General features: G+C 69.9%; 20 protein-coding genes and 1 tRNA gene. 13 read left to right on the top strand and 8 right to left on the bottom strand.

Features of this window, described 5'->3' with window-relative positions:
- Positions 1-123: 123 nt before the first annotated feature.
- From gltB to IEZ08_RS04970, 7 genes are all read left to right on the top strand, one after another.
- Positions 124-4,656: a glutamate synthase large subunit gene (gene gltB, locus IEZ08_RS05000; RefSeq protein ID WP_189241757.1), complete on the top strand. Its 4,533-nt coding sequence runs from the start codon at positions 124-126 to the stop codon at positions 4,654-4,656.
- Between the two features lie 64 nt (positions 4,657-4,720).
- Positions 4,721-6,199, top strand: coding sequence for a glutamate synthase subunit beta (locus tag IEZ08_RS04995; protein ID WP_068922762.1), 1,479 nt, complete (start codon positions 4,721-4,723; stop codon positions 6,197-6,199).
- A gap of 183 nt (positions 6,200-6,382) precedes the next feature.
- The gene (locus IEZ08_RS04990) at positions 6,383-8,146 is read left to right on the top strand and encodes a S8 family peptidase (RefSeq protein WP_189241756.1); all 1,764 of its coding nucleotides are present in this window, start codon (positions 6,383-6,385) and stop codon (positions 8,144-8,146) included.
- An 85-nt stretch (positions 8,147-8,231) separates the two neighbouring features.
- The gene (locus tag IEZ08_RS04985) at positions 8,232-8,615 is read left to right on the top strand and encodes a DUF2784 domain-containing protein (protein ID WP_068922764.1); all 384 of its coding nucleotides are present in this window, start codon (positions 8,232-8,234) and stop codon (positions 8,613-8,615) included.
- A gap of 78 nt (positions 8,616-8,693) precedes the next feature.
- On the top strand, positions 8,694-10,124 hold the full coding sequence (gene pyk / locus IEZ08_RS04980; RefSeq protein WP_068922765.1) for a pyruvate kinase: 1,431 nt from the start codon (positions 8,694-8,696) through the stop codon (positions 10,122-10,124).
- Positions 10,125-10,328: 204 nt separating this feature from the next.
- The gene (locus IEZ08_RS04975) at positions 10,329-10,544 is read left to right on the top strand and encodes a type II toxin-antitoxin system VapB family antitoxin (protein ID WP_068928638.1); all 216 of its coding nucleotides are present in this window, start codon (positions 10,329-10,331) and stop codon (positions 10,542-10,544) included.
- The gene (locus IEZ08_RS04970) at positions 10,541-10,957 is read left to right on the top strand and encodes a PIN domain nuclease (protein ID WP_068922766.1); all 417 of its coding nucleotides are present in this window, start codon (positions 10,541-10,543) and stop codon (positions 10,955-10,957) included. Before IEZ08_RS04975 ends, IEZ08_RS04970 begins: the two co-directional genes overlap by 4 nt.
- A 59-nt stretch (positions 10,958-11,016) precedes the next feature.
- Here the strand turns inward: IEZ08_RS04970 and IEZ08_RS04965 are convergent.
- Positions 11,017-11,092, bottom strand: a tRNA-Leu gene (locus tag IEZ08_RS04965).
- Positions 11,093-11,203: 111 nt separating this feature from the next.
- On the opposite strand from IEZ08_RS04965, the gene IEZ08_RS04960 reads away from it, so the two are divergent.
- The 6 genes from IEZ08_RS04960 to IEZ08_RS04935 all read left to right on the top strand — a co-directional run bounded on the left by IEZ08_RS04960 (position 11,204) and on the right by IEZ08_RS04935 (position 17,184).
- On the top strand, positions 11,204-11,794 hold the full coding sequence (locus IEZ08_RS04960; protein WP_229802928.1) for an ANTAR domain-containing response regulator: 591 nt from the start codon (positions 11,204-11,206) through the stop codon (positions 11,792-11,794).
- Between the two features lie 386 nt (positions 11,795-12,180).
- Positions 12,181-13,332, top strand: coding sequence for a branched-chain amino acid ABC transporter substrate-binding protein (locus IEZ08_RS04955; RefSeq protein ID WP_229802927.1), 1,152 nt, complete (start codon positions 12,181-12,183; stop codon positions 13,330-13,332).
- Positions 13,333-13,495: 163 nt separating this feature from the next.
- Entirely contained in the window at positions 13,496-14,464 is a 969-nt protein-coding gene (locus tag IEZ08_RS04950; RefSeq protein WP_068922769.1) for a branched-chain amino acid ABC transporter permease, read from the top strand.
- Entirely contained in the window at positions 14,461-15,624 is a 1,164-nt protein-coding gene (locus IEZ08_RS04945) for a branched-chain amino acid ABC transporter permease (protein WP_068922770.1), read from the top strand. The genes IEZ08_RS04950 and IEZ08_RS04945 overlap by 4 nt, the downstream gene beginning before the upstream one ends.
- A 47-nt stretch (positions 15,625-15,671) precedes the next feature.
- A complete protein-coding gene (locus tag IEZ08_RS04940; RefSeq protein WP_068928639.1) occupies positions 15,672-16,436 on the top strand; it encodes an ABC transporter ATP-binding protein in 765 nt (254 codons plus the stop codon).
- Positions 16,426-17,184 (top strand): ABC transporter ATP-binding protein, encoded by a 759-nt coding sequence (locus IEZ08_RS04935; protein ID WP_068922771.1) that lies wholly within the window; start codon positions 16,426-16,428, stop codon positions 17,182-17,184. Before IEZ08_RS04940 ends, IEZ08_RS04935 begins: the two co-directional genes overlap by 11 nt.
- An 89-nt stretch (positions 17,185-17,273) precedes the next feature.
- Here the strand turns inward: IEZ08_RS04935 and IEZ08_RS04930 are convergent, their stop codons facing one another.
- The 7 genes from IEZ08_RS04930 to IEZ08_RS04905 all read right to left on the bottom strand — a co-directional run bounded on the left by IEZ08_RS04930 (position 17,274) and on the right by IEZ08_RS04905 (position 21,766).
- Complete coding sequence (locus IEZ08_RS04930; protein ID WP_189241755.1) at positions 17,274-17,828, bottom strand: DUF4352 domain-containing protein; 555 nt, start codon at positions 17,826-17,828, stop codon at positions 17,274-17,276.
- A 65-nt stretch (positions 17,829-17,893) separates the two neighbouring features.
- Positions 17,894-18,319 (bottom strand): S26 family signal peptidase, encoded by a 426-nt coding sequence (locus tag IEZ08_RS04925; RefSeq protein WP_068922773.1) that lies wholly within the window; start codon positions 18,317-18,319, stop codon positions 17,894-17,896.
- Positions 18,316-19,848, bottom strand: coding sequence for an ABC transporter ATP-binding protein (locus IEZ08_RS04920; protein ID WP_229802926.1), 1,533 nt, complete (start codon positions 19,846-19,848; stop codon positions 18,316-18,318). Before IEZ08_RS04920 ends, IEZ08_RS04925 begins: the two co-directional genes overlap by 4 nt.
- Positions 19,845-20,135 carry a hypothetical protein gene (locus IEZ08_RS39340; RefSeq protein ID WP_229802925.1) on the bottom strand — a complete coding sequence of 97 codons (291 nt, stop codon included), beginning with the start codon at positions 20,133-20,135 and terminating at the stop codon, positions 19,845-19,847. The genes IEZ08_RS04920 and IEZ08_RS39340 overlap by 4 nt, the downstream gene beginning before the upstream one ends.
- A complete protein-coding gene (locus tag IEZ08_RS04915) occupies positions 20,132-20,674 on the bottom strand; it encodes a TlpA family protein disulfide reductase (protein WP_189241754.1) in 543 nt (180 codons plus the stop codon). Before IEZ08_RS04915 ends, IEZ08_RS39340 begins: the two co-directional genes overlap by 4 nt.
- A 3-nt stretch (positions 20,675-20,677) precedes the next feature.
- Positions 20,678-21,208, bottom strand: coding sequence for a MauE/DoxX family redox-associated membrane protein (locus IEZ08_RS04910; protein ID WP_189241753.1), 531 nt, complete (start codon positions 21,206-21,208; stop codon positions 20,678-20,680).
- Positions 21,209-21,568: 360 nt separating this feature from the next.
- A complete protein-coding gene (locus tag IEZ08_RS04905) occupies positions 21,569-21,766 on the bottom strand; it encodes a hypothetical protein (protein ID WP_068922776.1) in 198 nt (65 codons plus the stop codon).
- Between the last annotated feature and the right edge of the window lie 174 nt (positions 21,767-21,940).

Raw genomic sequence — 21,940 nt, 5'->3', positions numbered from 1 at the left:
ATAGATGGACCGGGTAGGCAGGTATCCGGCGGGGTACGGTAATCTCTACACACCACGCAGCAGGGCCAACGTCGTCCCTTTGCTTGTCCAGACGAAGCAGAAGAAGACGACGGGAGGGATTCAATGCCTGCTGCCCGCCTCGGCTTTCCCGAGCCCCAGGGCCTGTACCACCCTTCGCACGAGCATGACGCCTGCGGTGTCTCCATGGTCGCCGACGTGGCCGGACGACGCAGTCATGACATCGTCGTGAAGGCCCTGACGGCACTGTGCAATCTCGATCACCGGGGGGCCCAGGGTAGCGAACCGGACACCGGCGACGGCGCCGGGATCCTGACGCAGATCCCCGACGCCTTCCTGCGCGCGGTCGTGCCCTTCGAGCTGCCCGCGGCCGGTCACTACGCCGCCGGCGCCGCCTTCCTCCCGGCCGACCCGCAGGCCCGCGCCGCCGCCGAGCGGCTGATCGAGGGCATCGCCGCCGAAGAGGGCCTGACCGTCCTGGGCTGGCGCGACGTCCCCGTCACCCCCGACCTGCCCGGCCCGAGCGCCCGCGCCGTGATGCCGTTCTTCCGCCAGCTGTTCGTCTCCTCCCCGGGCGGCGAGTCCGGCCTGGCCCTGGACCGGCTGGCCTTCTGCCTGCGCAAGCGCGCCGAGCACGAGGCGGACGTCTACTTCCCCTCGCTGTCGTCCCGGACGATCGTCTACAAGGGCATGCTCACCCCCGGCCAGGTCGAGCCGTTCTTCCCCGACCTGAGCGACGAGCGTTACGACACCGCGATCGCGCTGGTCCACTCGCGCTTCTCCACCAACACCTTCCCGTCGTGGCCGCTGGCGCACCCGTACCGCTACATCGCCCACAACGGCGAGATCAACACGGTCAAGGGCAACCGCAACTGGATGCGCGCCCGCGAGGCCATGCTGCAGACCGCGAACATCCCCGGCGACCTGTCGCGCCTGTTCCCGATCTGCAACCCCGACAGCTCCGACACGGGCTCCTTCGACGAGGCGCTGGAGCTGCTCCACCTCGCCGGCCGCTCGCTGCCGCACGCGGTGCTGATGATGATCCCCGAGGCGTGGGAGAACCACACCGAGATGGACCCCGCGCGGCGGGCCTTCTACGAGTTCCACGCCTCCCTCATGGAGGCCTGGGACGGCCCCGCCTCGATCACCTTCTCCGACGGCACCCTCGTCGGCGCGGTCCTCGACCGCAACGGCCTGCGCCCGGGCCGCTTCTGGGTCACCGACGACGGCCTCGTCGTCCTCGGCTCCGAGGCCGGCGTCCTCGACATCGACCCGGCGCGCGTGGTCCGCAAGGGCCGCCTGCAGCCCGGCCGGATGTTCCTGATCGACACCGCCCGCGGCAAGATCATCGAGGACGACGAGATCAAGTCCGAGCTCGCCGCCGAACTCCCCTACGAGGAGTGGCTCCACGCCGGCCTGGTCCGCTTCGAGGAACTGCCCGCCCGCACCCGCGGCGTGCAGCCCGACGGCGTCGAGGGCGACACCCGCGAGGCGCTCGTCAAGCGGCAGCAGACCTTCGGCTACACCGAGGAAGAGCTGCGCGTCATCCTCAGCCCGATGGCGAAGACCGGCATCGAGCCGATCGGCTCGATGGGCACCGACACCCCCGTCGCCGTGCTCAGCGAGAAGCCCCGGCTGCTGTTCGACTACTTCAGCCAGCTGTTCGCGCAGGTCACCAACCCGCCGCTGGACGCCATCCGCGAGGAGCTCGTCACCTCCCTGGCCAGCACGCTCGGCCCCGAGGGCAACCTGCTCGACCCGGGCCCGGCCTCCTGCCGCCAGCTGGTCCTGCCGTACCCGGTGATCGACAACGACGAGCTCGCCAAGATCATCCACATCAACGACGAGGGCGCCCTCCCCGGCTTCCAGCCGCACGTCGTCTCCGGCCTGTACGAGGTCGAGGGCAGCGGCGAGGCCCTGCTCCGCCGGCTGGAGGAGATCCGGGCCGAGGTGTCCCAGGCGATCCGCGACGGCGCGCGCATCATCGTGCTGTCCGACCGCGGCTCCTCCGAGACGCTCGCCCCCATCCCGTCGCTGCTGCTCACCGGCGCGGTCCACCACCACCTCATCGCCGAGAAGACCCGCACCCGCGTCGGCCTGGTCATCGAGGCCGGCGACGCCCGCGAGTGCCACCACATGGCCCTGCTCATCGGGTACGGCGCCGGCGCGGTCAACCCCTACCTCGCCATCGAGACCGTCGAGGACCTCGTCGACTCCGGCGCCCTCGCCGTCGACCGGCACAAGGCCGTGCGCAACCTCATCAAGGCGTACGGCAAGGGCGTCCTGAAGGTCATGTCCAAGATGGGCGTGTCCACCGTCGCCTCCTACACCGGCGCGCAGATCTTCGAGGCGCTCGGACTCGGCCAGGAGGTCATCGACACCTGCTTCGCCGGGACCACCTCCCGCCTGGGCGGCGTCGGCTTCGACGTCCTGGCGCGCGAGACCGCCGAACGGCACCGCCGCGCCTACCCCCGCGTCGCCGGCTCCCGGGCCCATCGCCGCCTGGAGGTCGGCGGCGAGTACCAGTGGCGCCGCGAGGGCGAGCCGCACCTGTTCAACCCCGAGACGGTCTTCAAGCTCCAGCACGCCACCCGCACCCGCCGCTACGAGATCTTCAAGGAGTACACGGACCTCGTGGACTCCCAGGCGGAGAAGCTGATGACGCTGCGCGGCCTGTTCCGCCTGCGCGACGGCGAGCGCCCGCCGGTCCCGATCGACGAGGTCGAGCCGGTCAGCGAGATCGTCAAGCGGTTCTCCACCGGAGCCATGTCCTACGGCTCCATCTCCCGCGAGGCCCACGAGACCCTCGCCATCGCCATGAACCGGCTGGGCGGCAAGTCCAACACCGGTGAGGGCGGCGAGGACCCCGAGCGCCTCTACGACCCGGCCCGCCGCTCCGCGATCAAGCAGGTCGCCTCCGGCCGTTTCGGCGTCACCAGCGAGTACCTCGTCAACGCCGACGACCTGCAGATCAAGATGGCCCAGGGCGCCAAGCCCGGCGAGGGCGGCCAGCTGCCCGGTCACAAGGTCTACCCGTGGGTGGCCAAGACCCGGCACTCCACCCCCGGCGTCGGCCTCATCTCGCCGCCGCCGCACCACGACATCTACTCCATCGAGGACCTCGCCCAGCTCATCCACGACCTGAAGAACGCCAACCCCGTCTCCCGCGTGCACGTCAAGCTCGTGGCCGAGGTCGGCGTCGGCACGGTCGCGGCGGGCGTCAGCAAGGCCCACGCCGACGTCGTGCTCATCTCCGGCCACGACGGCGGCACCGGCGCCTCCCCGCTGACCTCCCTCAAGCACGCCGGCGCCCCCTGGGAGCTCGGCCTGGCCGAGACCCAGCAGACGCTGCTGCTCAACGGCCTGCGCGACCGGATCGTCGTCCAGGTCGACGGCCAGCTCAAGACCGGCCGCGACGTCGTCATCGCCGCCCTGCTGGGCGCCGAGGAGTACGGCTTCGCCACCGCCCCGCTGGTGGTCTCCGGCTGCGTCATGATGCGCGTGTGCCACCTGGACACCTGCCCGGTCGGCGTCGCCACCCAGAACCCCGAGCTGCGCAAGCGCTTCACCGGCAAGCCCGAGTTCGTGGTCAACTTCTTCGAGTTCATCGCCGAGGAGGTCCGCGAGTACCTCGCCCAGCTGGGCTTCCGCTCCCTCGACGAGGCCATCGGCCACGTCGAGCTGCTCGACACCACCTCGGCCGAGAACCACTGGAAGGCCGCGGGTCTCGACCTGTCGCCCATCCTGCACCGGCCGGAGCTGCCCGAGGGCGCCGCGCTGCGCCGCACGGTCGAGCAGGACCACGGCCTGGCGGCGGCACTGGACAACACCCTGATCCAGCTCGCCGAGGGCGCCCTCAACGAGGGCCGCCGGGTCACCCTGGAGCTGCCCATCCGCAACGTCAACCGCACGGTCGGCACCATGCTCGGCCACGAGGTGACCAAGCGGTACGGCGGCGCCGGTCTGCCCGACAACACCATCGACATCCGCTTCACCGGCTCGGCGGGCAACTCCTTCGGCGCCTTCGTGCCCAGGGGCATCACGCTGCGCCTGACCGGCGACGCCAACGACTACCTCGGCAAGGGCCTGTCCGGCGGCCGGATCACCGTCCAGCCGCACGACGCGGCGCCCCTCGACGGCCACATCATCGCCGGCAACGTCGCCCTGTACGGCGCCACCTCCGGCGAGGTGTTCGTCCGCGGCGTCATGGGCGAGCGCTTCTGCGTCCGCAACTCCGGCGCCACCGCTGTCGTCGAGGGCGTCGGCGACCACGGCTGCGAGTACATGACCGGCGGCAAGGTCGTCGTCCTCGGCCCCACCGGCCGCAACTTCGCGGCCGGCATGTCCGGCGGCGTCGCCTACCTGCTCGACCTCGACCCCGCCCGCGTCAACCGCGAGATGGTCGAGATCGAGGCCCTGAGCGACGCCGACGCCGACGAGCTCCGGGAGATCGTCGAGCGGCACCTGGCCGAGACCGGCTCCACGGTCGCCAAGGCTCTGCTCGCCGACTGGGACCCGGCCCGCTTCAGCAAGATCATGCCGACCGACTACAAGCGGGTCCTGCTCGCGGCCGAGACTGCGCGCCTGGAGGGCCGGGACATCGACGAGGCGGTCATGACCGCTGCGGTTCAGGGGTGACGGCCGTGAGAAGGGTCATCGTGACCGACTGTGCTGGATTCCAGGGATAAGGGGGGTAACACCGATGGCTGACCCGAAGGGTTTCCTGAACCACGGGCGCGAGCTGCCGGCGCGCCGCCCGGTGGACGTGCGCATCCGCGACTGGCGGGAGGTCTACGAGGACTTCCCCGCCCCGAAGCTGGCCAGGCAGGCGTCTCGCTGCATGGACTGCGGCATCCCGTTCTGCCACAACGGCTGCCCGCTCGGCAACCTCATCCCCGAGTGGAACGACCTGGTCTACCGCGACGACTGGCGCGAGGCCATCGAGCGGCTGCACGCCACCAACAACTTCCCGGAGTTCACCGGCCGCCTGTGCCCGGCTCCGTGTGAGGCGGCGTGCGTCCTCGGCATCAACTCCGACCCCGTCGCCATCAAGCGGGTCGAGGTCGAGATCATCGACCGCGCCTTCGACGAGGGCTGGGTCACCCCGCAGGTCCCCGCGGTCAAGACCGGCAGGCGCGTCGCCGTCGTCGGCTCCGGCCCCGCGGGCCTGGCCGCCGCCCAGCAGCTCACCCGCGCCGGGCACGACGTGGTGGTCTTCGAGCGGGCCGACCGCATCGGCGGCCTGCTCCGCTACGGCATCCCCGAGTTCAAGATGGAGAAGCGGCACATCGACCGCAGGCTCGATCAGATGCGGGCCGAGGGCACCGAGTTCCGCACCGGCGTCGACGTCGGCGTGGACATCACCGCCGCCCGGCTCCGCGAGGAGTTCGACGCGGTGGTGCTCGCCGGCGGCGCCACCCAGTGGCGGGACCTGCCCGTCGCCGGGCGCGACCTGAAGGGCGTCTACCAGGCGATGGAGTACCTCCCGCTGGCCAACAAGGTCCAGGAGGGCGACTTCGCCGAGTCCCCGATCTCGGCCGAGGGCAAGCACGTGGTCGTCATCGGCGGCGGTGACACCGGCGCCGACTGCATCGGCACCGCCATCCGCCAGGGCGCCGCCTCGGTGACCCAGCTGGAGATCATGCCGCAGCCGCCGGCCGCCCGCCCCGGCAGCCAGCCGTGGCCCACGTTCCCCATCCTGTTCAAGATGGAGAGCGCCCACGAGGAGCTGGCCGACGGTGGCGGCGACCGGGTCTACGCGGTCTCCACCACCGAGTTCGTCGGCGACGCCGACGGCAACGTCCGCGCGCTGCGCCTGGTCGAGGTCGAGGGCCCGCAGAGCGGCTTCAAGCCGATCCCCGGCACCGAGCGGGAGATCCCGGCCGAGCTGGTCACCCTGTCCATGGGCTTCGTCGGCCCGGAGAAGGGCGCGCTCCTGTCGGACCTGGCCGCCGAGGGCGGCGAGGGCTTCTACGACGCCCGCGGCAACGTCGCCCGGGACAAGGGCTACCAGTCGGCGGTGGAGGGCGTGTTCGTCGCCGGTGACATGGGCCGGGGCCAGTCGCTGATCGTCTGGGCGATCGCCGAGGGCCGCTCGGCCGCCGCGGCCGCCGACCGTTACCTGTCCGGTGAGACCGCCCTGCCGGTCGCGATCCCGCCGACCGCCCGCCCGCTGGTCTGAGCGGTACGAGAGCCCGTTCCCGCCCTCCGCGTCCGCGCGGCGCCGAGGGCGGGAGCGGGCTCTCGCCGTACGGCGTTCCGTGTCCATTCCATGTCGGAAATATCTATTCAGGTAATGTTCAAGTTGCTTTGTCGGCTGTATGGCTGAAAGATGCTGCTCCTTGGTTCCACAGGGGGAGAGTCGATGAAGCGCGCACGCGGACGCCGCCTCGCAGGCATGGCGGCGGCCACACTCGCCGCCCTCCTGGTCGCGGGAGCCCCGGGCTCCGCCACTGCCACTGCCGCCGCCACCGCCACTGTCACCGCCACGACGACGGCCGCCGCACCGCTCCGCGACTACCTCGTCTTCTACGCCGACGGAGCCCACGACCGGGCACTGCGGGCGATCACCGACGGCGGCGGGACCACCCTGTCCACCGAGCCCAAACTCCGCTACATCGTCGCGAAGGGTCCCGGCGCCCGGTTCGTCGAAACCCTCGCCGCCAGCGACGCCGTCGCCGGAATCTCCTCCGACCGCAGGATCGGCACCACCACCGCCGCCTCCACCGCCTCCACCGCCGGCCCGCGGCCCGCGGCGGCCACCGTACGGCCCGCGGCCACGACGCGGGCCGCGACCCGGGCGAGCGCCGCAGCCTTCCCCGACGGCAACGCCCTCCTCGGGAAGAAGGGCGGCGCCGACCCCCTCGCCGCACGCCAGTGGGACATGAAGATGATCGGCGCCACCGCCGACGGCTCCCACGCCACCGCACCGGGCGACCGCAGAGTGCTCGTCGGCGTCATCGACACCGGAATCGACGGCAAACACCCCGACATCGCCCCCAACTTCGACGCCGCCCGCAGCCGCAACTTCGTCACCGACCGGCCCGAGGACCCCAACGGCGCCGAACTCGACGGGCCCTGCGAGTTCAAGAACTGCAAGGACCCCGCCGACTGGGACGACGACGGCCACGGCACCCACGTGGCCAGCACCATCGCCTCCCCCCTCAACTGGCTCGGCATCGCCGGAGTCGCCCCCAAGGTGACCCTCGTCAACCTCCGCGCGGGACAGGACTCCGGCCTGTTCTTCCTCAAGCCCAGCCTCGACGCCCTCACCTACGCCGCGGACAACGGAATCGACGTCGTCAACATGAGCTACTACGTCGATCCCTGGCTGTTCAACTGCACCGCCAACCCCGACGACTCCAGAGCCGAGCAGCTCGAACAGCGCGGCATCGTCACCGGCATGCAGCGCGCCCTCGACTACGCCCGCGACCACGGCGTCACCCTGATCAGCGCCATCGGCAACGGCTCCACCGACCTCGGCAGACCCAGGACCGACACCAGCAGCCCCGACTACCCGCTCGAGTCCGAACGCACCCGCACGATCGACAACTCCTGCCTCAACGTCCCCGCCGAGTCCGAGGGCGTCATCTCCGTCTCCGCGGTCGGCCCCAGCAAGCGCAAGTCCTACTTCTCCGACTACGGCATCGAGCAGACCGACCTCGCGGCACCCGGCGGCGACGAACTCGACGGCCCCGGCGAACCCGACGTCACCCGGACCATCCTCGCCGCCGCCCCCGAGCACGTCCTGCGCAAGCAGAACCTCCTCGGCTCCGACGGCACCCCCGCAAGCCCCGAGGTCGTCCGCGACTGCCGCGACGGCACCTGCGCCTACTACCAGTACCTCGCCGGCACCTCCATGGCCGCCCCGCACGCCACCGGCGTCGCCGCCATCCTCATCGGCCGCTTCGGCACCCCCTCCGCCGACGGCGTCACCATGCCTCCCGCCGACGTCGAGCGCCTGCTCTACGCCACCGCCACGGCCACGGCCTGCCCCTCGCCCAGGGCGTACGTCTACCGCATGGGCGAGGACGGGGAGACCCACACCTGCGAGGGCAAGAAGTCCCGCAACGGCTTCTACGGCCGCGGCATCGTCAACGCCGCCACGGCCGCGACCGCCTCCCGCTGACGGCGCCCGCGGGCCGGACGGCCGGGCGGGAGATGAGTAGCAGTACGGATACCGCCCCCCGCACACCCCTGCATAGCGTGGAGACATGACGTACCGCCTCATCGGGGAAGCGGCGATGCTGGTGCACTTCCTCTTCCTCGTCTTCATGGCCGTCGGCGGCTTCCTCGCCTGGCGCCGGCCCCGCCTCATCTGGGCCCACCTCGCCGTCGCCGCCTGGGGCGTCGCCTCCGTGATCACCGGAATGGAGTGCCCCCTGACCGTCGTGGAGGACTGGGGGCGCCGCAACGCCGGGCAGGAGGGGCTGCCCGCCGGCGGCTTCATCGACCACTACATCGAAGGGGTCGTCTACCCGGAGGAGCACACGAACCTCGCCCGTCTCGCCGTCGCCGCCCTCGTGCTCGTCTCCTGGGCCGGATACCTGCGCAGGAAGGCGAGGGCCGGATCACCACCCCACGTCAACCAGGAGTAGCGTTACGTCACCGAGTTTTTCACCGGGGATATGACCCCCGTCACTCCCAAGTGGTCTGTACCAATTAAGGTAGGATCCGTGACTCGTCGCGCGAAAATCGTCTGCACTCTCGGCCCCGCCACCTCCTCACCCGAACGCCTCCGCGAACTCATCGCGGCAGGCATGGACGTGGCCCGTTTCAACCTCAGCCACGGCAGCCACGAGCTGCACAAAGAGGTCTACGACAGGCTGAAGGAGGCCGCCGCCGAACTCGGTCGCGGCGTAGGCGTCCTCGCCGACCTGCAGGGCCCCAAGATCCGCGTCGGCAAGTTCGAGGAAGGCCCCGTCCGCCTCGGCTTCGGCGACGTCTTCACCATCACCACCGAAGAGGTCCCCGGCGACCGCGAGCAGGTCTCCACCACCTACCAGGGCCTTCCCCGGGACGTCCGCCCCGGCGACAGCATCCTCGTCGACGACGGCCGCGTCCACCTGGAGGTCACCCGCGTCGACGGGCCCCGCGTCACCACCCGGGTCGTCATCGGCGGCATGATCTCCGACAACAAGGGCCTCAACCTGCCCGGCGTCAACGTCAGCGCCCCGGCCCTCACCGACAAGGACGAGGCCGACCTCCGCTGGGCCCTGCGCACCGGCTTCGACCTCATCGCCCTGTCCTTCGTCCGCCGCCCCTCCGACGCCGAGGTCGTCCGCAACATCATGGAGCAGGAGGGCGTCCGCCTCCCCCTCCTCGCCAAGATCGAGAAGCCGCAGGCCGTCGACCGCCTCCCCGAGATCATCGAAGCCTTCGACGGCATCATGGTCGCCCGGGGCGACCTCGGCGTCGAGCTTCCCCTCGAAGACGTCCCCATCGTCCAGCAGCGCGCCATCGAGCTCTGCCGCGAGAAGGCCCGTCCCGTCATCGTCGCCACCCAGATGCTCGACTCGATGATGAACGCCCCCCGGCCCACCCGCGCCGAGGCCTCCGACGTCGCCTACGCCGTCATGGACGGGGCCGATGCCGTCATGCTCTCCGGCGAGACCTCCGTCGGCAGCTACCCCATCGAGTCGGTCGCCACCATGAGCCGCATCGCCGCCGCCGCCGAGCGCTCCGCCCTCCAGGCCACCCACAGCCTCGGCCGCCGCCCCGAGACCACCGGCGGCGCCATCGCCCGCGCCGCCGCCGAGGTCGGCGCCATCGTCGGGGCCAAGGCCCTGGTCGCCTTCACCATGTCCGGGGAGACCGCCCGCCGCCTGGCCCGCTACCGCTCGCCCATCCCGCTGCTCGCCTTCACCTCCGCCCCCCACGTCCGCGGCCAGCTCGCCCTCACCTGGGGAGTGGAGACCTTCGAGGTCCCGTTCGTCCACCACACCGACGACATGGTCCGCCAGGTCGAAGCCGCCCTCCTGGCCCACGCCCGTCTGGAGAAGGGCGACAAGGTCGTCATCGTCGCCGGCTCCCCGCCCGGCACCGCCGGCTCCACCAACGCCCTGCGCGTCCACACCATCGGCTCCGCGGTCGCGCACCCCGTCTGACCCCGCCCGCGGGTACGGCCCGCGCACGGCCACGCAAGACAACCGGGACCCGCGCCTCGCCCGGCGAGGCGCGGGTCCCCGCTGTCCGTCCCGCCCTCTCGCGAAAGCGCTCCGACCTCGGAGTCGCTATAGACGATATCTCTTCAGGGAAGATTTGATATCATCGGACTGTTCCAGGGGTGCGTCTGCTTGAGAGGGGGCGTGATGGCGCGGACTGTCATCGATGTTGACGACAAGCTGCTCGCCGAAGCTGCGGAGATCTTTGGTACTACGACCAAGGTGGCCACAGTCAACGCGGCTCTAGAGGATGCGATCAAGCGTCGCAAGCGGGAGTCCTTTCTCGGGTGGCTTGCCGAGGGGGGGCTTCCCGGCTTGACGGGACCGGTCGAGAGCGAGACGAATCCCCACGCTGCGGCATGACCAGTCGCTACCTCATAGACAAGTCGGCGCTTGCGCGATACCCGAAGCCGAAGGTTCGGGCGGTGATCGAACCTCTGCACAACGCCGGAGTGCTTGCGGTCTGCGGAGCCGTTGAGCTTGAAGTCCTGCACAGCGCACGGTCTCGGCTCGACGCCGAGCGCATCCGTGATGAGATGCGAGGATTCGACTGGCTTCCCACTCCGGATGAGGCGTGGGATCGAGCACTGGATGTGCAGACGCAGCTCATCGCGCGTGGAAGTTGGAAGGCCCTGTCGGTCTCCGATCTGATCATTGCCGCTACGGCTGAGCGGCACGGAGCGGTCGTTCTGCACTACGACGGTGACTACGACATGATCGCCCGAGTGACTGGCCAACCGGTTCGGTGGGTGGTTGCCGCAGGGACCGCGGACTGACGCCAGGCCGTCGACGGGGAGTGGCAAGGCCGCTCGATCACGTGATCGAGCGGCCTGGATGGTGCCCCGAGTGGGATTCGAACCCACACTAGATGGTGTTTGAGACCATTTCCTCTGCCGTTGGGATATCGGGGCATATTTCCGGACATGTCCAGATTGGGAGCCGGTTCCGAGTTTACCTGGAAGTGGATCAGTCGCGGAGACCGGCGTGGTCCTAATCTAGCGGACGTCTGTACCCTCTTGCTCGTGAGTACGCAGCGGCGAGTGGTGATCGCGGAAGACGAGGCGCTGATCCGCCTCGACCTGAAGGAGATGCTGGAAGAGGACGGGTACGCCGTCGTCGGTGAGGCCGGGGACGGTGAGGCGGCGGTCAAGCTGGCGCTGGAGCTGAAGCCGGATCTGGTGATCCTGGACGTGAAGATGCCGGTGCTGGACGGGATCTCGGCGGCGGAGCAGATCGTGTCGCAGCGGATCGCGCCGTGTCTGATTTTGACGGCGTTCTCGCAGCGGGACCTGGTGGAGCGGGCGCGGGACGCCGGGGCGATGGCGTATCTGGTCAAGCCGTTCACGAAGTCCGACCTGGTGCCGGCGATCGAGATGGCGGTGAGCCGTCACGAGGAGATCGCGGCGCTGGAGCGCGAGGTCGGGACGCTCTCGGAGCGGCTGGAGACGCGCAAGCTGGTGGAGCGGGCGAAGGGCCTGCTGATGGCGGAGCACGGGTGGAGTGAGCCGCAGGCGTTCCGGTGGATCCAGAAGGCCTCGATGGACCGCCGGCTGAGCATGCGGCAGGTGGCGCAGATCGTGGTGGGGGGCGCGCCGGGGGCGCGGGAGGACTGACGGGGGTCCGGCTGAGTGCTGCCGGGATCCTGCGCGCCGGGCGGGGGCGCGCGGGAGCGGCGCGGGGTGGGCCCGCGCACGTCGCCGTCGTGCGGCGTGCGCGGGCTTTTGTGTGTCCGGTGTGTCGGCTTGGAGTGATCGCAGGTTGGCGGTGACCATGGCTTTTGTCGGTAGTAGCCGAAAAGAATCGGTGTAATAACGAAGCGGTAACGTAGGGCTCTCCTGTATCGACCTGTGACATCCGCTGGCTGTACTAACCGACACACCCCCTGGCCACTCCGCCAGGGGAGGGCATCTGTGAACCTGGTCCTGACCGTGGACCGGGTGAAAGGAAGGCAACCTTGCGGCCTAAGACTGCTCGCCTCGGTGGAGTGCTTGCTGCCGGCGTGGCGCTCTCGCTTGCTCTCGCCGCTTGTGGTGGAGACGACACGGGCACCAAGACGGAGGGCGGTTCCACCGGGGCCGCTGCCAAGAGCGTGAAGATCGGTTTCATGGGTGACCTGACCGGTAAGGACGCCGGCATCGTCATCCCGCCGAGGAACGGCGCGAAGCTCGCCATCGACGAGTACAACAAGACCAACCCGGCGGTGAAGATCGAGTTCGTCGAGTACGACACCCAGGGTGACCCCTCCAAGGCCGTCGGTCTGGCCCAGCAGGCGATCAAGGACGACAAGATCGTGGCGCTGGTGGGCCCGGCGTTCTCCGGTGAGTCGGCGCAGGTCGCGCCGGTGCTGGAGGAGGCGAAGATCCCGAGCGTCTCGGCTTCCGCGACGAACGTGAAGCTGGCCGAGAACGGCTGGAAGTTCTGGCACCGGGTGCTGCCGAACGACGGCGTGCAGGGCCCGGGCATCGCCGACTTCATCGTGGACGGCGCCGCGGCGAAGAACGTCTTCGTCATCGACGACAAGTCCGAGTACGGCAAGCCGCTCGCCGACGCGGTCCGCGCCCAGCTGAAGACCAAGGGCGCCACGGTCACGGACGACTCGCTGGACCCGACGGAGAGCGACTTCTCCTCGGTGGTGAACAAGGTCGCGGCGGCCAAGCCGGAGGCGGTCTTCTTCGGCGGCTACTACTCGGCCGGCGGCAACCTGCTCAAGCAGCTGCGAGACAAGGGTGTGACGGCGAAGTTCGTCTCCGGTGACGGTTCGCTGGACAACGGCCTGATCGAGGGCGCGGGTGCGCAGAACGCCGAGGGCGCGCTCGTCGGCTGCCCCTGCTACATCGCCACGCCGGACGTCACGGACGCCAAGGTGAAGGGCTTCGCCGACGCCTACCGGGCGGCCTACAAGGCGGAGCCGGCGATCTACGCCTCCGAGGGGTACGACGCCGCGACGGTGTTCATCGAGGCCCTCAAGGCGGGCAAGACGGCGGCTGAGGACATCAACCAGTTCATCTCCACGGTGGACTTCGCCGGTGTGTCCAAGCAGGTCAAGTTCCAGCCGAACGGCGAGGTCGAGGCCAAGGACATCTACATCTACCAGGTCAAGGGCGGGAAGATCACTCTGCTCGGCAAGGCCGCGGAGGCGAAGCTGGGCTGAGGTCCGGAGCTCCGAGAGGATGAGGTAGTCGATGCGCGGGGAGCGGGAACCGCCGCGGTGCGGTCCCGCTCTCCGCGCTCTTCCGGAGGGGTCCACGAGACCCTGCCCGGGAGTGGAGCTACCGGACAGTGCAGGCGATCCCCGCTAGAAGTGGCAATCCACAGTGTTCAATGACTTCATCAATCAATTCTGGCCGTCGACGATCGACGGCCTGTCTTTCGGGGCCATCTACGCCCTGATCGCGCTCGGGTACACGATGGTGTACGGCGTGTTGCGGCTCATCAACTTCGCGCACTCCGAAGTGTTCATGATCGGTACGTTCGGCGCGATGTTCGTGCCGTTCGCGATCGGCGTCGATTCGGCGCTCACCGGTCTGGCGCTGGTGGGCATGATCGTGCTGATGATCCTGGCCGGCATGCTGGCCTCGGCGGGCACGGCGGTGGCGCTGGAGCGCATCGCCTACCGGCCGCTGCGCAAGCGGGGAGCCTCCCGGCTCGCGGCTCTGATCTCGGCGATCGGCGCCTCCATCTTCCTCCAGGAGCTCTTCGCGCTGGTGGTGATCCCGAACGTCTTCGACCGTCCGGAGCGGGGCCGGATCCAGATGGGCCTGCCCCAGTTCATGGAGCGGACGGAGCTGTTCTCGATCGCCGGTCACCCGGTCCGCGCGGACCAGGTGCTGGTGATCGTGGCGGCGCTCGGCATGATGGTCGTCCTCGACCGGCTGGTGAACCGCACCAAGATCGGTCGCGGTATCCGCGCGACCGCGCAGAACCCCGAGGCGGCCGTGCTGATGGGCGTCGACATCGACAAGATCATTCGGATGACGTTCCTGCTCGGTGGCGCGATGGCGGGTGTGGCCAGCGCGCTGTACCTGATCTCGTACGAGAACACGAACTACTACATCGGCTTCCTCTTCGGCATCAAGGCGTTCACCGCGGCGGTCCTGGGCGGGATCGGCAACCTGCGGGGCGCTCTGGTCGGCGGGGTCGTGCTCGGCCTGGTGGAGAACTACGGGGCCATCTTCTTCGGCTCCGACTGGAAGCACGTGATCTCCTTCACGATCCTCGTCTTGGTCCTGATGTTCCGTCCCACCGGAATCCTCGGTGAATCACTTCAGCAGGCGCGCGCATGAACCAGAAGACTTTGCAGCGGGGCAACCCGGTGAGCCGGTTCCGCAACCAGCTCGGCCATTTCGGCGACGTGATGCACGACCGCTGGATGAATGCCCCCGGCTGGCAGCGGTGGATCGTCTACATCGCCCTGATCGTCGCGGCGCTGCTGCTGCCGTCGGAGAGCATCGGCAGCTTCATGTCGCCCGACACCGACTGGGCGTCGATCCTCTTCTTCCCGATCGGCACCTTCGTGCTGCTGGCCATCGGCCTGAACGTGGTGGTGGGCCAGGCGGGCCTGCTGGACCTGGGCTTCGTCGCGTTCTACGCCGTGGGCGGGTACGCGATGGCGCTGCTGGGCACCCGGATGGGCTGGAACTTCTGGCTCATCATGATCGTGGGCATCGGGATCTGCGCGTTGTCCGGCATCATCCTGGGTGCTCCGACGCTGCGGCTGCGCGGTGACTACCTGGCGATCGTCACGCTGGGCTTCGGTGAGATCATCCGCATCACCGCGCGGAACACCGACGAGATCGGCGGCCCGAACGGCATCCGCGGCATCCCGCACCCGCCGAGCATCGAGGGCGGCCCGGTGATCGGCGACATCGAGATCTTCAAGTACGGAGTGCTGTACCCGCAGCCCTACTACTACCTGCTGGTGGCGCTGGCCGTCATCGTGATCATCCTGGTGAAGCGCTGGGAGAAGAGCCGGGTCGGGCGCTCCTGGGCGGCGATCCGCGAGGACGAGGACGCGGCCGAGGTGATGGGCGTGCCGACGTTCCGCTTCAAGATGCTGGCCTTCGCGATCGGGGCTTCCATCGGCGGTGCCATGGGTGTGCTGTGGGCGGCGAAGTCCATCTCGATCAACCCGAACGACTTCCAGTTCATGTTGTCGGCGACGATCCTGGCCGCGGTGGTCATGGGCGGGGCGGGCAACCTGCCGGGCGTCATACTGGGCGCGTTCCTGGTGGCGTGGCTGCCGGAGCGGTTCCGCGGCCTGCAGGAGTACCGCATGCTGATCTTCGGCGCGGTGCTCGTGGCTCTGATGATCTTCCGGCCCGAGGGGCTGCTGCCGTCGCGCCAGCGGAAGGCGGAGCTGAAAGAGGGATCGGGCGGAATGGGTACGCTCGGGGCTGAGGTTCCCGGGCCGGAGTCGCGCGGCGAGGAGGTGGCGTCCAAGTGAGCACCGAGGCGAACACGGTGGCCCAGCAGGGGCGCGGTGGCCGTGCGATGCTGGAACTGCAGAATCTCGTCATGCGGTTCGGCGGCGTCACGGCGCTGCGCGAGGTGAACCTGACGGTCAACGAGGGTGAGATCTTCGCGCTCATCGGCCCGAACGGCGCCGGCAAGACCACGGTGTTCAACGTGGTGACCGGTGTCTATCGGCCGACGGAGGGCCAGATCCGCTTCCTCGGGGAGCGGATCGACGGCGTCAAGCGCTTCAAGATCACCCGAAAGGGCATCGCGCGGACGTTCCAGAACATCCGGCTGTTCCACAACATGACGGCGATCGAGAACATCATGGTGGGCTCGGACGCCCACCACCGGGCCGGCATGGTCAGCGTGGCGCTGGGCCTGCCCTGGCACCGCAAGGCGGAGCGCGAGGGCCGTGCGCTGGCGATGGAGCTGCTCGACTTCGTCGGCATCTCCCACCGCGCGCACGACCACGCCAAGAACCTGCCGTACGGTGACCAGCGGCGGCTGGAGATCGCCCGCGCGCTGGCGACCAACCCGAAGCTGCTGCTGCTGGACGAGCCGGCGGCCGGTATGAACCCGGCGGAGAAGGTGGCGCTGCAGCAGCTCATCCGGGACATCCGGGACGCCGGGCGGACCGTCCTGATCATCGAGCACGACATGAGCCTCATCATGGGCATCAGCGACCGCATCGCGGTGCTGGACTTCGGCCAGAAGATCGCCGATGGCCTGCCGGACGAGGTTCGGAACGACCCCCGGGTCGTCGAGGCGTATTTGGGGGCTCCCGCAGATGCTTCTTGAAGTCAAGGACATCCACGTCCACTACGGTAAGATCGCCGCTCTCAAGGGCATCTCGGTCGAGGTGAACGAGGGCGAGATCGTCACGTTGATCGGAGCGAACGGGGCGGGCAAGACCACGACCCTGAAGACGATCTCGGGTCTGCGCGGCCTGACGTCGGGCCGGATCATCTTCGACGGTCAGGACATCAGCAAGATGCCGGGCCACAAGCGGGTGGTCGCGGGCCTGGGGCAGGCGCCCGAGGGCCGCGGCATCTTCCCCGGCATGACGGTCCACGACAACCTGCTGATGGGCGCCTACGCGAGGACGACGAACTCCAGCAAGGAGCTCGCGGAGGCGTACGAGCTGTTCCCGCGGCTGGCCGAGCGCAGGGACCAGGCGGCCGGCACCATGTCGGGCGGCGAGCAGCAGATGCTGGCCATCGGCCGGGCGCTGATGGCCAAGCCGAAGGTGCTGCTGCTGGACGAGCCGTCGATGGGCCTGGCGCCGCTGCTGGTGCAGCAGATCTTCTCCATCATCGAGGAGATCAACCGGCGTGGCACCACGGTGCTGCTGGTGGAGCAGAACGCCCAGCAGGCGCTGAAGCTCGCCCATCGCGCCTACGTCCTGGAGACCGGGAAGGTGGTCAAGAGCGCCCCCGCGGCGGAACTCCTCGACGACCCCGACGTGCAGGCCGCCTACCTGGGCGGCGGCATGGGGCACGAGGTGCCGGGACAGGCGGGGCAGGCCGCCCCGGAGGAGCGGGCCTGAGCCGTACCGCATGACGGGGAGGGGCCCGCCGCACACCGGTGCGGCGGGCCCTCTGCCGTCCCGGGCGAGGGCGTTCGGGGCGGGGCCGCTCAGGGCAGGGGCACGGTGGTTCCGGGCGTGGTGCGGAAGCCGAGGGGCGGTGAGCCGAACAGCTGGATCCCGGTCGCCTCGGCGCCGTCGGGGATGTCGAACCAGAGGTCCATCTCGATCCGGACGCCGGCGCCGAGCAGGAACGTCTCCGGCTGGCGTTTGGTGGCCTGGGTGAACTTGTCGATCCGGTACGCCGTGCCGCCGGAGGTGAGGAGCTTCTGCTCCGTGGCGTCGAAGCGGGCGTTGGTGCGGCCGGCGTTCTCCGTGACGATCCGTACGACGACGTACTGGCCCTTGGTCTTCCACTCGGCGTGGCTGCCGAAGAACCCGTCGAGGCCCTTCTGCAGGCCGATCACCTGGAACCGGATCTCGCCGTCCTGCACCGGCGCGGCGGAGACGGGGATCTCGCCGGGCCTGACCGGCCGGGGCGGGAGCTCGTAGGTGGGGCTGGGACGGGGGGAGGGGCCGCCGGAGGCGGCCTCCTGCTGCGTGCAGCCGCCGAGCGACAGGGCGAGGAGAAAGGCGAGACCGGCGGGGACGGCGGGGCGCGGCATGCCATCAAGCTAGATCGTGACCGGGGGAGCGGGCACTCACGGACGCACTTGTTGTCCGAATCGTGTCATGGTGACGGCCGCATCTTGCGGATCACGACACCGACGACGTCGGCGAGGTCGAGGTAGCCGAAGTCGCGGGAGTCCGTGCTGTGGCCGGAGTTGTCCCCCAGCAGGACCAGCTTGCCCGGAGGGACGACCGCTTCCCCGTCCTGCCGGAGCGGGGTCGGCTCGCCGGGCAGGGCGGCGATTCGCTTGATCACGGCCCAGCGGGGTGCCTGGGCCCCGGGAGGCCGGTGGCGATGGACGACCACCACCTGGCCGGTGCGCAGGGTGTCCGGCGCGACACGGCGGAGCAGGACCCGGTCGCCGTGGGAGTAGGCGGGCTCCATGCTGCCGCCGTGGACAGTGACCACCAGCAGATGACGGCGCACCAGGTCCGCCCAGATCACCGCCAGCGCGAGGAGGGCCGGCACCACCAGCCAGCCGGTCATCGGACCTCCTCGTATCCACGTGCCTGCAGGGTGAAGAGCCGCGCGTAGCCGCCCTCGGCGAGCAGCAGCTCGGGGTGGGTGCCGAGTTCGGCGACGCGCCCGTCGGTCAGCACCACGATCTGGTCCGCGTCGCGGACGGTGTTGAGCCGGTGGGAGATCAGCAGGCTGGTGCGCCCGGCCCGATGCTCCCGCAGCCGCGCGTGGATCTCGGCCTCGGCCTCGGCGTCGAGCCCCGAGCTGGGCTCGTCCAGGACGATCAGGTCGCAGCCGTCGCGCAGGAAACCCCGGGCCAGCGCCAGGCGCTGTCCCTGCCCTCCGGACAGCAGCACCCCGGTCCCGGCGTCGTCCCGGTCGGCGTTGTCGAGGTACATCCGGGTGAGCAGGGTGTCGTAGCCGGACGGCAGCGCGGCCAGCCGGTCGTGGATCCCGGCGCGCTCCGCGGCGCCGCGGATGCCGGTCCGGTCCTCCAGGCGGCCCAGGTCGCCGACGCCGATGTTCTCCGCGGCCGACATCTCGTAGCTGACGTAGTCCTGGAAGACGGCGCCGATCCGGCGGCGCAGCTCGGCGGGGTCGCAGTCGCGCAGGTCCACCCCGTCCCAGAGGATCGCTCCCCGGGTCGGGTCGTACAACCGGCACAGGAGTTTGACGAGGGTGCTCTTGCCCGCGCCGTTCAGGCCGACCAGCGCGGTGGCGCGCCCCGCGGGGATCGTCAGATCCACGCCGCGCAGCACCCAGGGGTGATCGGGAGCGTAGCGGAACCAGACCCCGCGCAGCTCGATGCCCTTGCGCAGCGACGGCACCGGGGCCGGGCCGGCCGGTACCGGCAGGTCCGGCTCGACCGCCGTGACCACGCGGTAGTGATCCAGCAGGAGCAGGGCGTGGTGCGCCATGCCGAGCTGACCGACCAGTGAGGCGAGCCCGCCGTGCACACCGGCCACTGCCGCGGCGAGCACGGCGACGTCGCCGATTGTGAGGGTTCCCGAGAGGGCGGCCCGGACCGCCCACACCAGCCCGGCGCCGGCCACCACCGAACCGAGCAGGGCCAGAGCGCTCTGCGTGGCCAGTTCCCTGCGGTCCAGGCGGCGGCAGGCGGCGTTGGCCGTCCGCTGTTCGCGCAGCATCCGCTCCCGGAAGAAGGAGCCCAGCCCGAACAGCCGAATCTCCTTGGCCTCCTGGGGAGAGGTGAGCAGATCCGCGTAGAAGAACTCACGGCGCTCGGCGTGCCCGATCCGCCACATCGCCGCCGCCCGCCGTCTGCTGATCACGAATTCGGCGTGGAGGGCGGGGAGTGCGGCGGCGGCGACCGCCAGTGCCAGCAGCGGGTCGATGACCAGCAGGGTGGTCAGAAAACCTGCCAGGGTGAGCGCGCTCTGGCTGATCCCCGTGAGACAGCCCAGCAACTGCCCCGGCCCCGAGCTGCCGGCTTGCTGGGCCAGCCGGATCCGGTCGTGGAAGGCGGGCTCCTCCAGCCGGGACAGCCCGCGTAGCCGTTCGTTCACGGCGCCGAACAGCCGGTCCGTGGCCGTCACCCGCACCGCCGGCCCAGTTCGGCCTCGGTGTACCGGATCAGCTGCGGCAGCAGCATGCCGGCCACGCCCGTCCCGGCCAGCGCCACGGCCAGCCACACCGTTCCGGGACGTGGACCGGTCAGCCCGTCGAGTACCAGCTTGGTCAGCCACGCGGCGCCCACCGGAGACAGGCCCGCCAGGACCGACAGTCCGAGGAACCCGGCGGTGCTGAGCGGCGCGACCCGGGTCACCATGTCCCACGCCATCGTGAGCTGGCTCCACCTGAGCCTGGGCTGGTCAGGCGTCATGCGAGGGAGGGGAGCGTCACGACGGCGTCGTTGTCGGAGGTGGCCACGGTGCCGTCGGAAGCCATCCGGCACATGGCCGGGTAGCCGGTCACGCCGAACGCCTTCGCCACGGCACCGTCCTGCTCCTCCACCACCACGCGGGCGACCGCCCGCAGCGAGGTGACGTGACCGGCGCCGTCCTCGGGGGAGTCCGCGACCACGACGGCGATCGCCCGGCCCGGTACGGCCTCGGCGGCCTCGGCGAAACGCGGCACCCACTCGTGGCAGGCGGAGCAGGTGGGGGAGAAGAAGGCCACGATCGTCCCGTCCGTCAGCGAGGACTCGGTGAGCTCCCCGCCGTCCACGGTCGTGGCGGTGAAGGGCCGCGGCCTCTCCCCGGAGCCGATGATCGAGGCCCACGGGACGCCGCCGGGGGAGCTCAGCAACCGGGATAGATGGTCGCTGTGCTCGCGCAGCCTGCGCACGACGGCGAGGGTGAGGATGAGGTTGAGTACGGTGAGCACGCCGAGGAACGTGATGGCGACGGCGCCGAGAATCATGGGTCAGCTCCTTGGGTGGGTCGGGGCGAACAGCGCGGCGAGGTCGTCCAGGCGGACCATCAGGGCCGCGAGGACGATTCCGGCGAAGACGGCGAGGACGGCGCCGCCCGGGTGCGCCGTACCGGCGGAGGCGGAGGCGGCGAGGCCGGTCACGCCCACCGCGATCAGAGTGAGGTTGCGCGCCAGGTGCAGAGGGCCCAGCCGGGTTCGTGAGGCGCCAAAGCAGCGGCAGGGGGCGCGCTCGCCCCTGTGCAGCGCCCCACCGATGCCGATCGTGAACGCGGTCAGCAGCCCGACGGCGGCGACCAGGCCGAGCGCGGCGGTGGCCGGGACCAGCAGCGCCGGCACGGTCGCCGCCTCCACCGTCAGCACGAGGACCGCGGCGGACCGCTGCCTCCCCGTGAGGCGGGGAGGCAGCAGGCGGCCCGTCGAGGAGACGAACTCCCCGAACGCCGTCCGGGAGAGCTTGCTGCCAACCGCGATCAGCAGCACGGCGGCCAGCAGAACTCGGCAGGCCAGGGCGAGGTGGATCATCTCCGGATAACAGGTGACGGCGGCTTGAGGGTCAGCATGTACCTGCCGTACAGGAGCTGCAGCCCAGATTCTGGGTGCCCCCGGTGCAGACCCGGTAGGCGCATTGGGCGCTTCTGCTGCCGCTGCAGGGTTTGCACCTGTACTGGATGGGGCCGCACTGGTCCGCGGCGGCGCTCATGTGGGGGACGAAGCGGTTGAGGAGCCGGTCGCCGAAGCGTTCGATGCCTTTAAGCAACTTGCCCTTCTTTCATTGGGTTTCGAACCGGTCGAGTCAAGCGATGTCCTGCGCGAACCCGCGAGGCGGGGAGCCGGCAGGCGGCCCGTCGGGGAGACGAACGCCGGATGGCGCCGGTTAGGGGATCAGCACGCGCTGCCGCACGGGGAGCAGCCTCCGTACTGGGTGCCGCTGGTGCAGACCCGGTAGGAACACCTCCTGCCGCCGTACGAGCAGGACTCACACCTGTACTGGATGGGGCCGCACTGGTCCGCGGCGGCGCTCATGTGGGGGACGAAGCGGTTGAGGAGCCGGTCGCCGAAGCGTTCGATGCCTTGGAGCACGTGTCCTCCTTCTGTCGTGGATCCGACTGATCGAGTCACACGATGTCCTGTGGGCGGGGGCGGGCCAAGCCTCGAAACGGAACGAGACAAAACGAGACGGAAATCGATCGTTAAGAGATTTTCCGCGACGACAATAAGTATTTGCTTACATCTGTGAAACGAATGAAGGGGCGT

The sequence above is a fragment of the Planobispora rosea genome (assembly GCF_014648175.1).
In the GTDB taxonomy this organism is placed as follows: domain Bacteria; phylum Actinomycetota; class Actinomycetes; order Streptosporangiales; family Streptosporangiaceae; genus Planobispora; species Planobispora rosea.
Note: the sequence above shows the minus strand (reverse complement) of the source record. Positions and strands in the feature narration are given on the sequence as shown.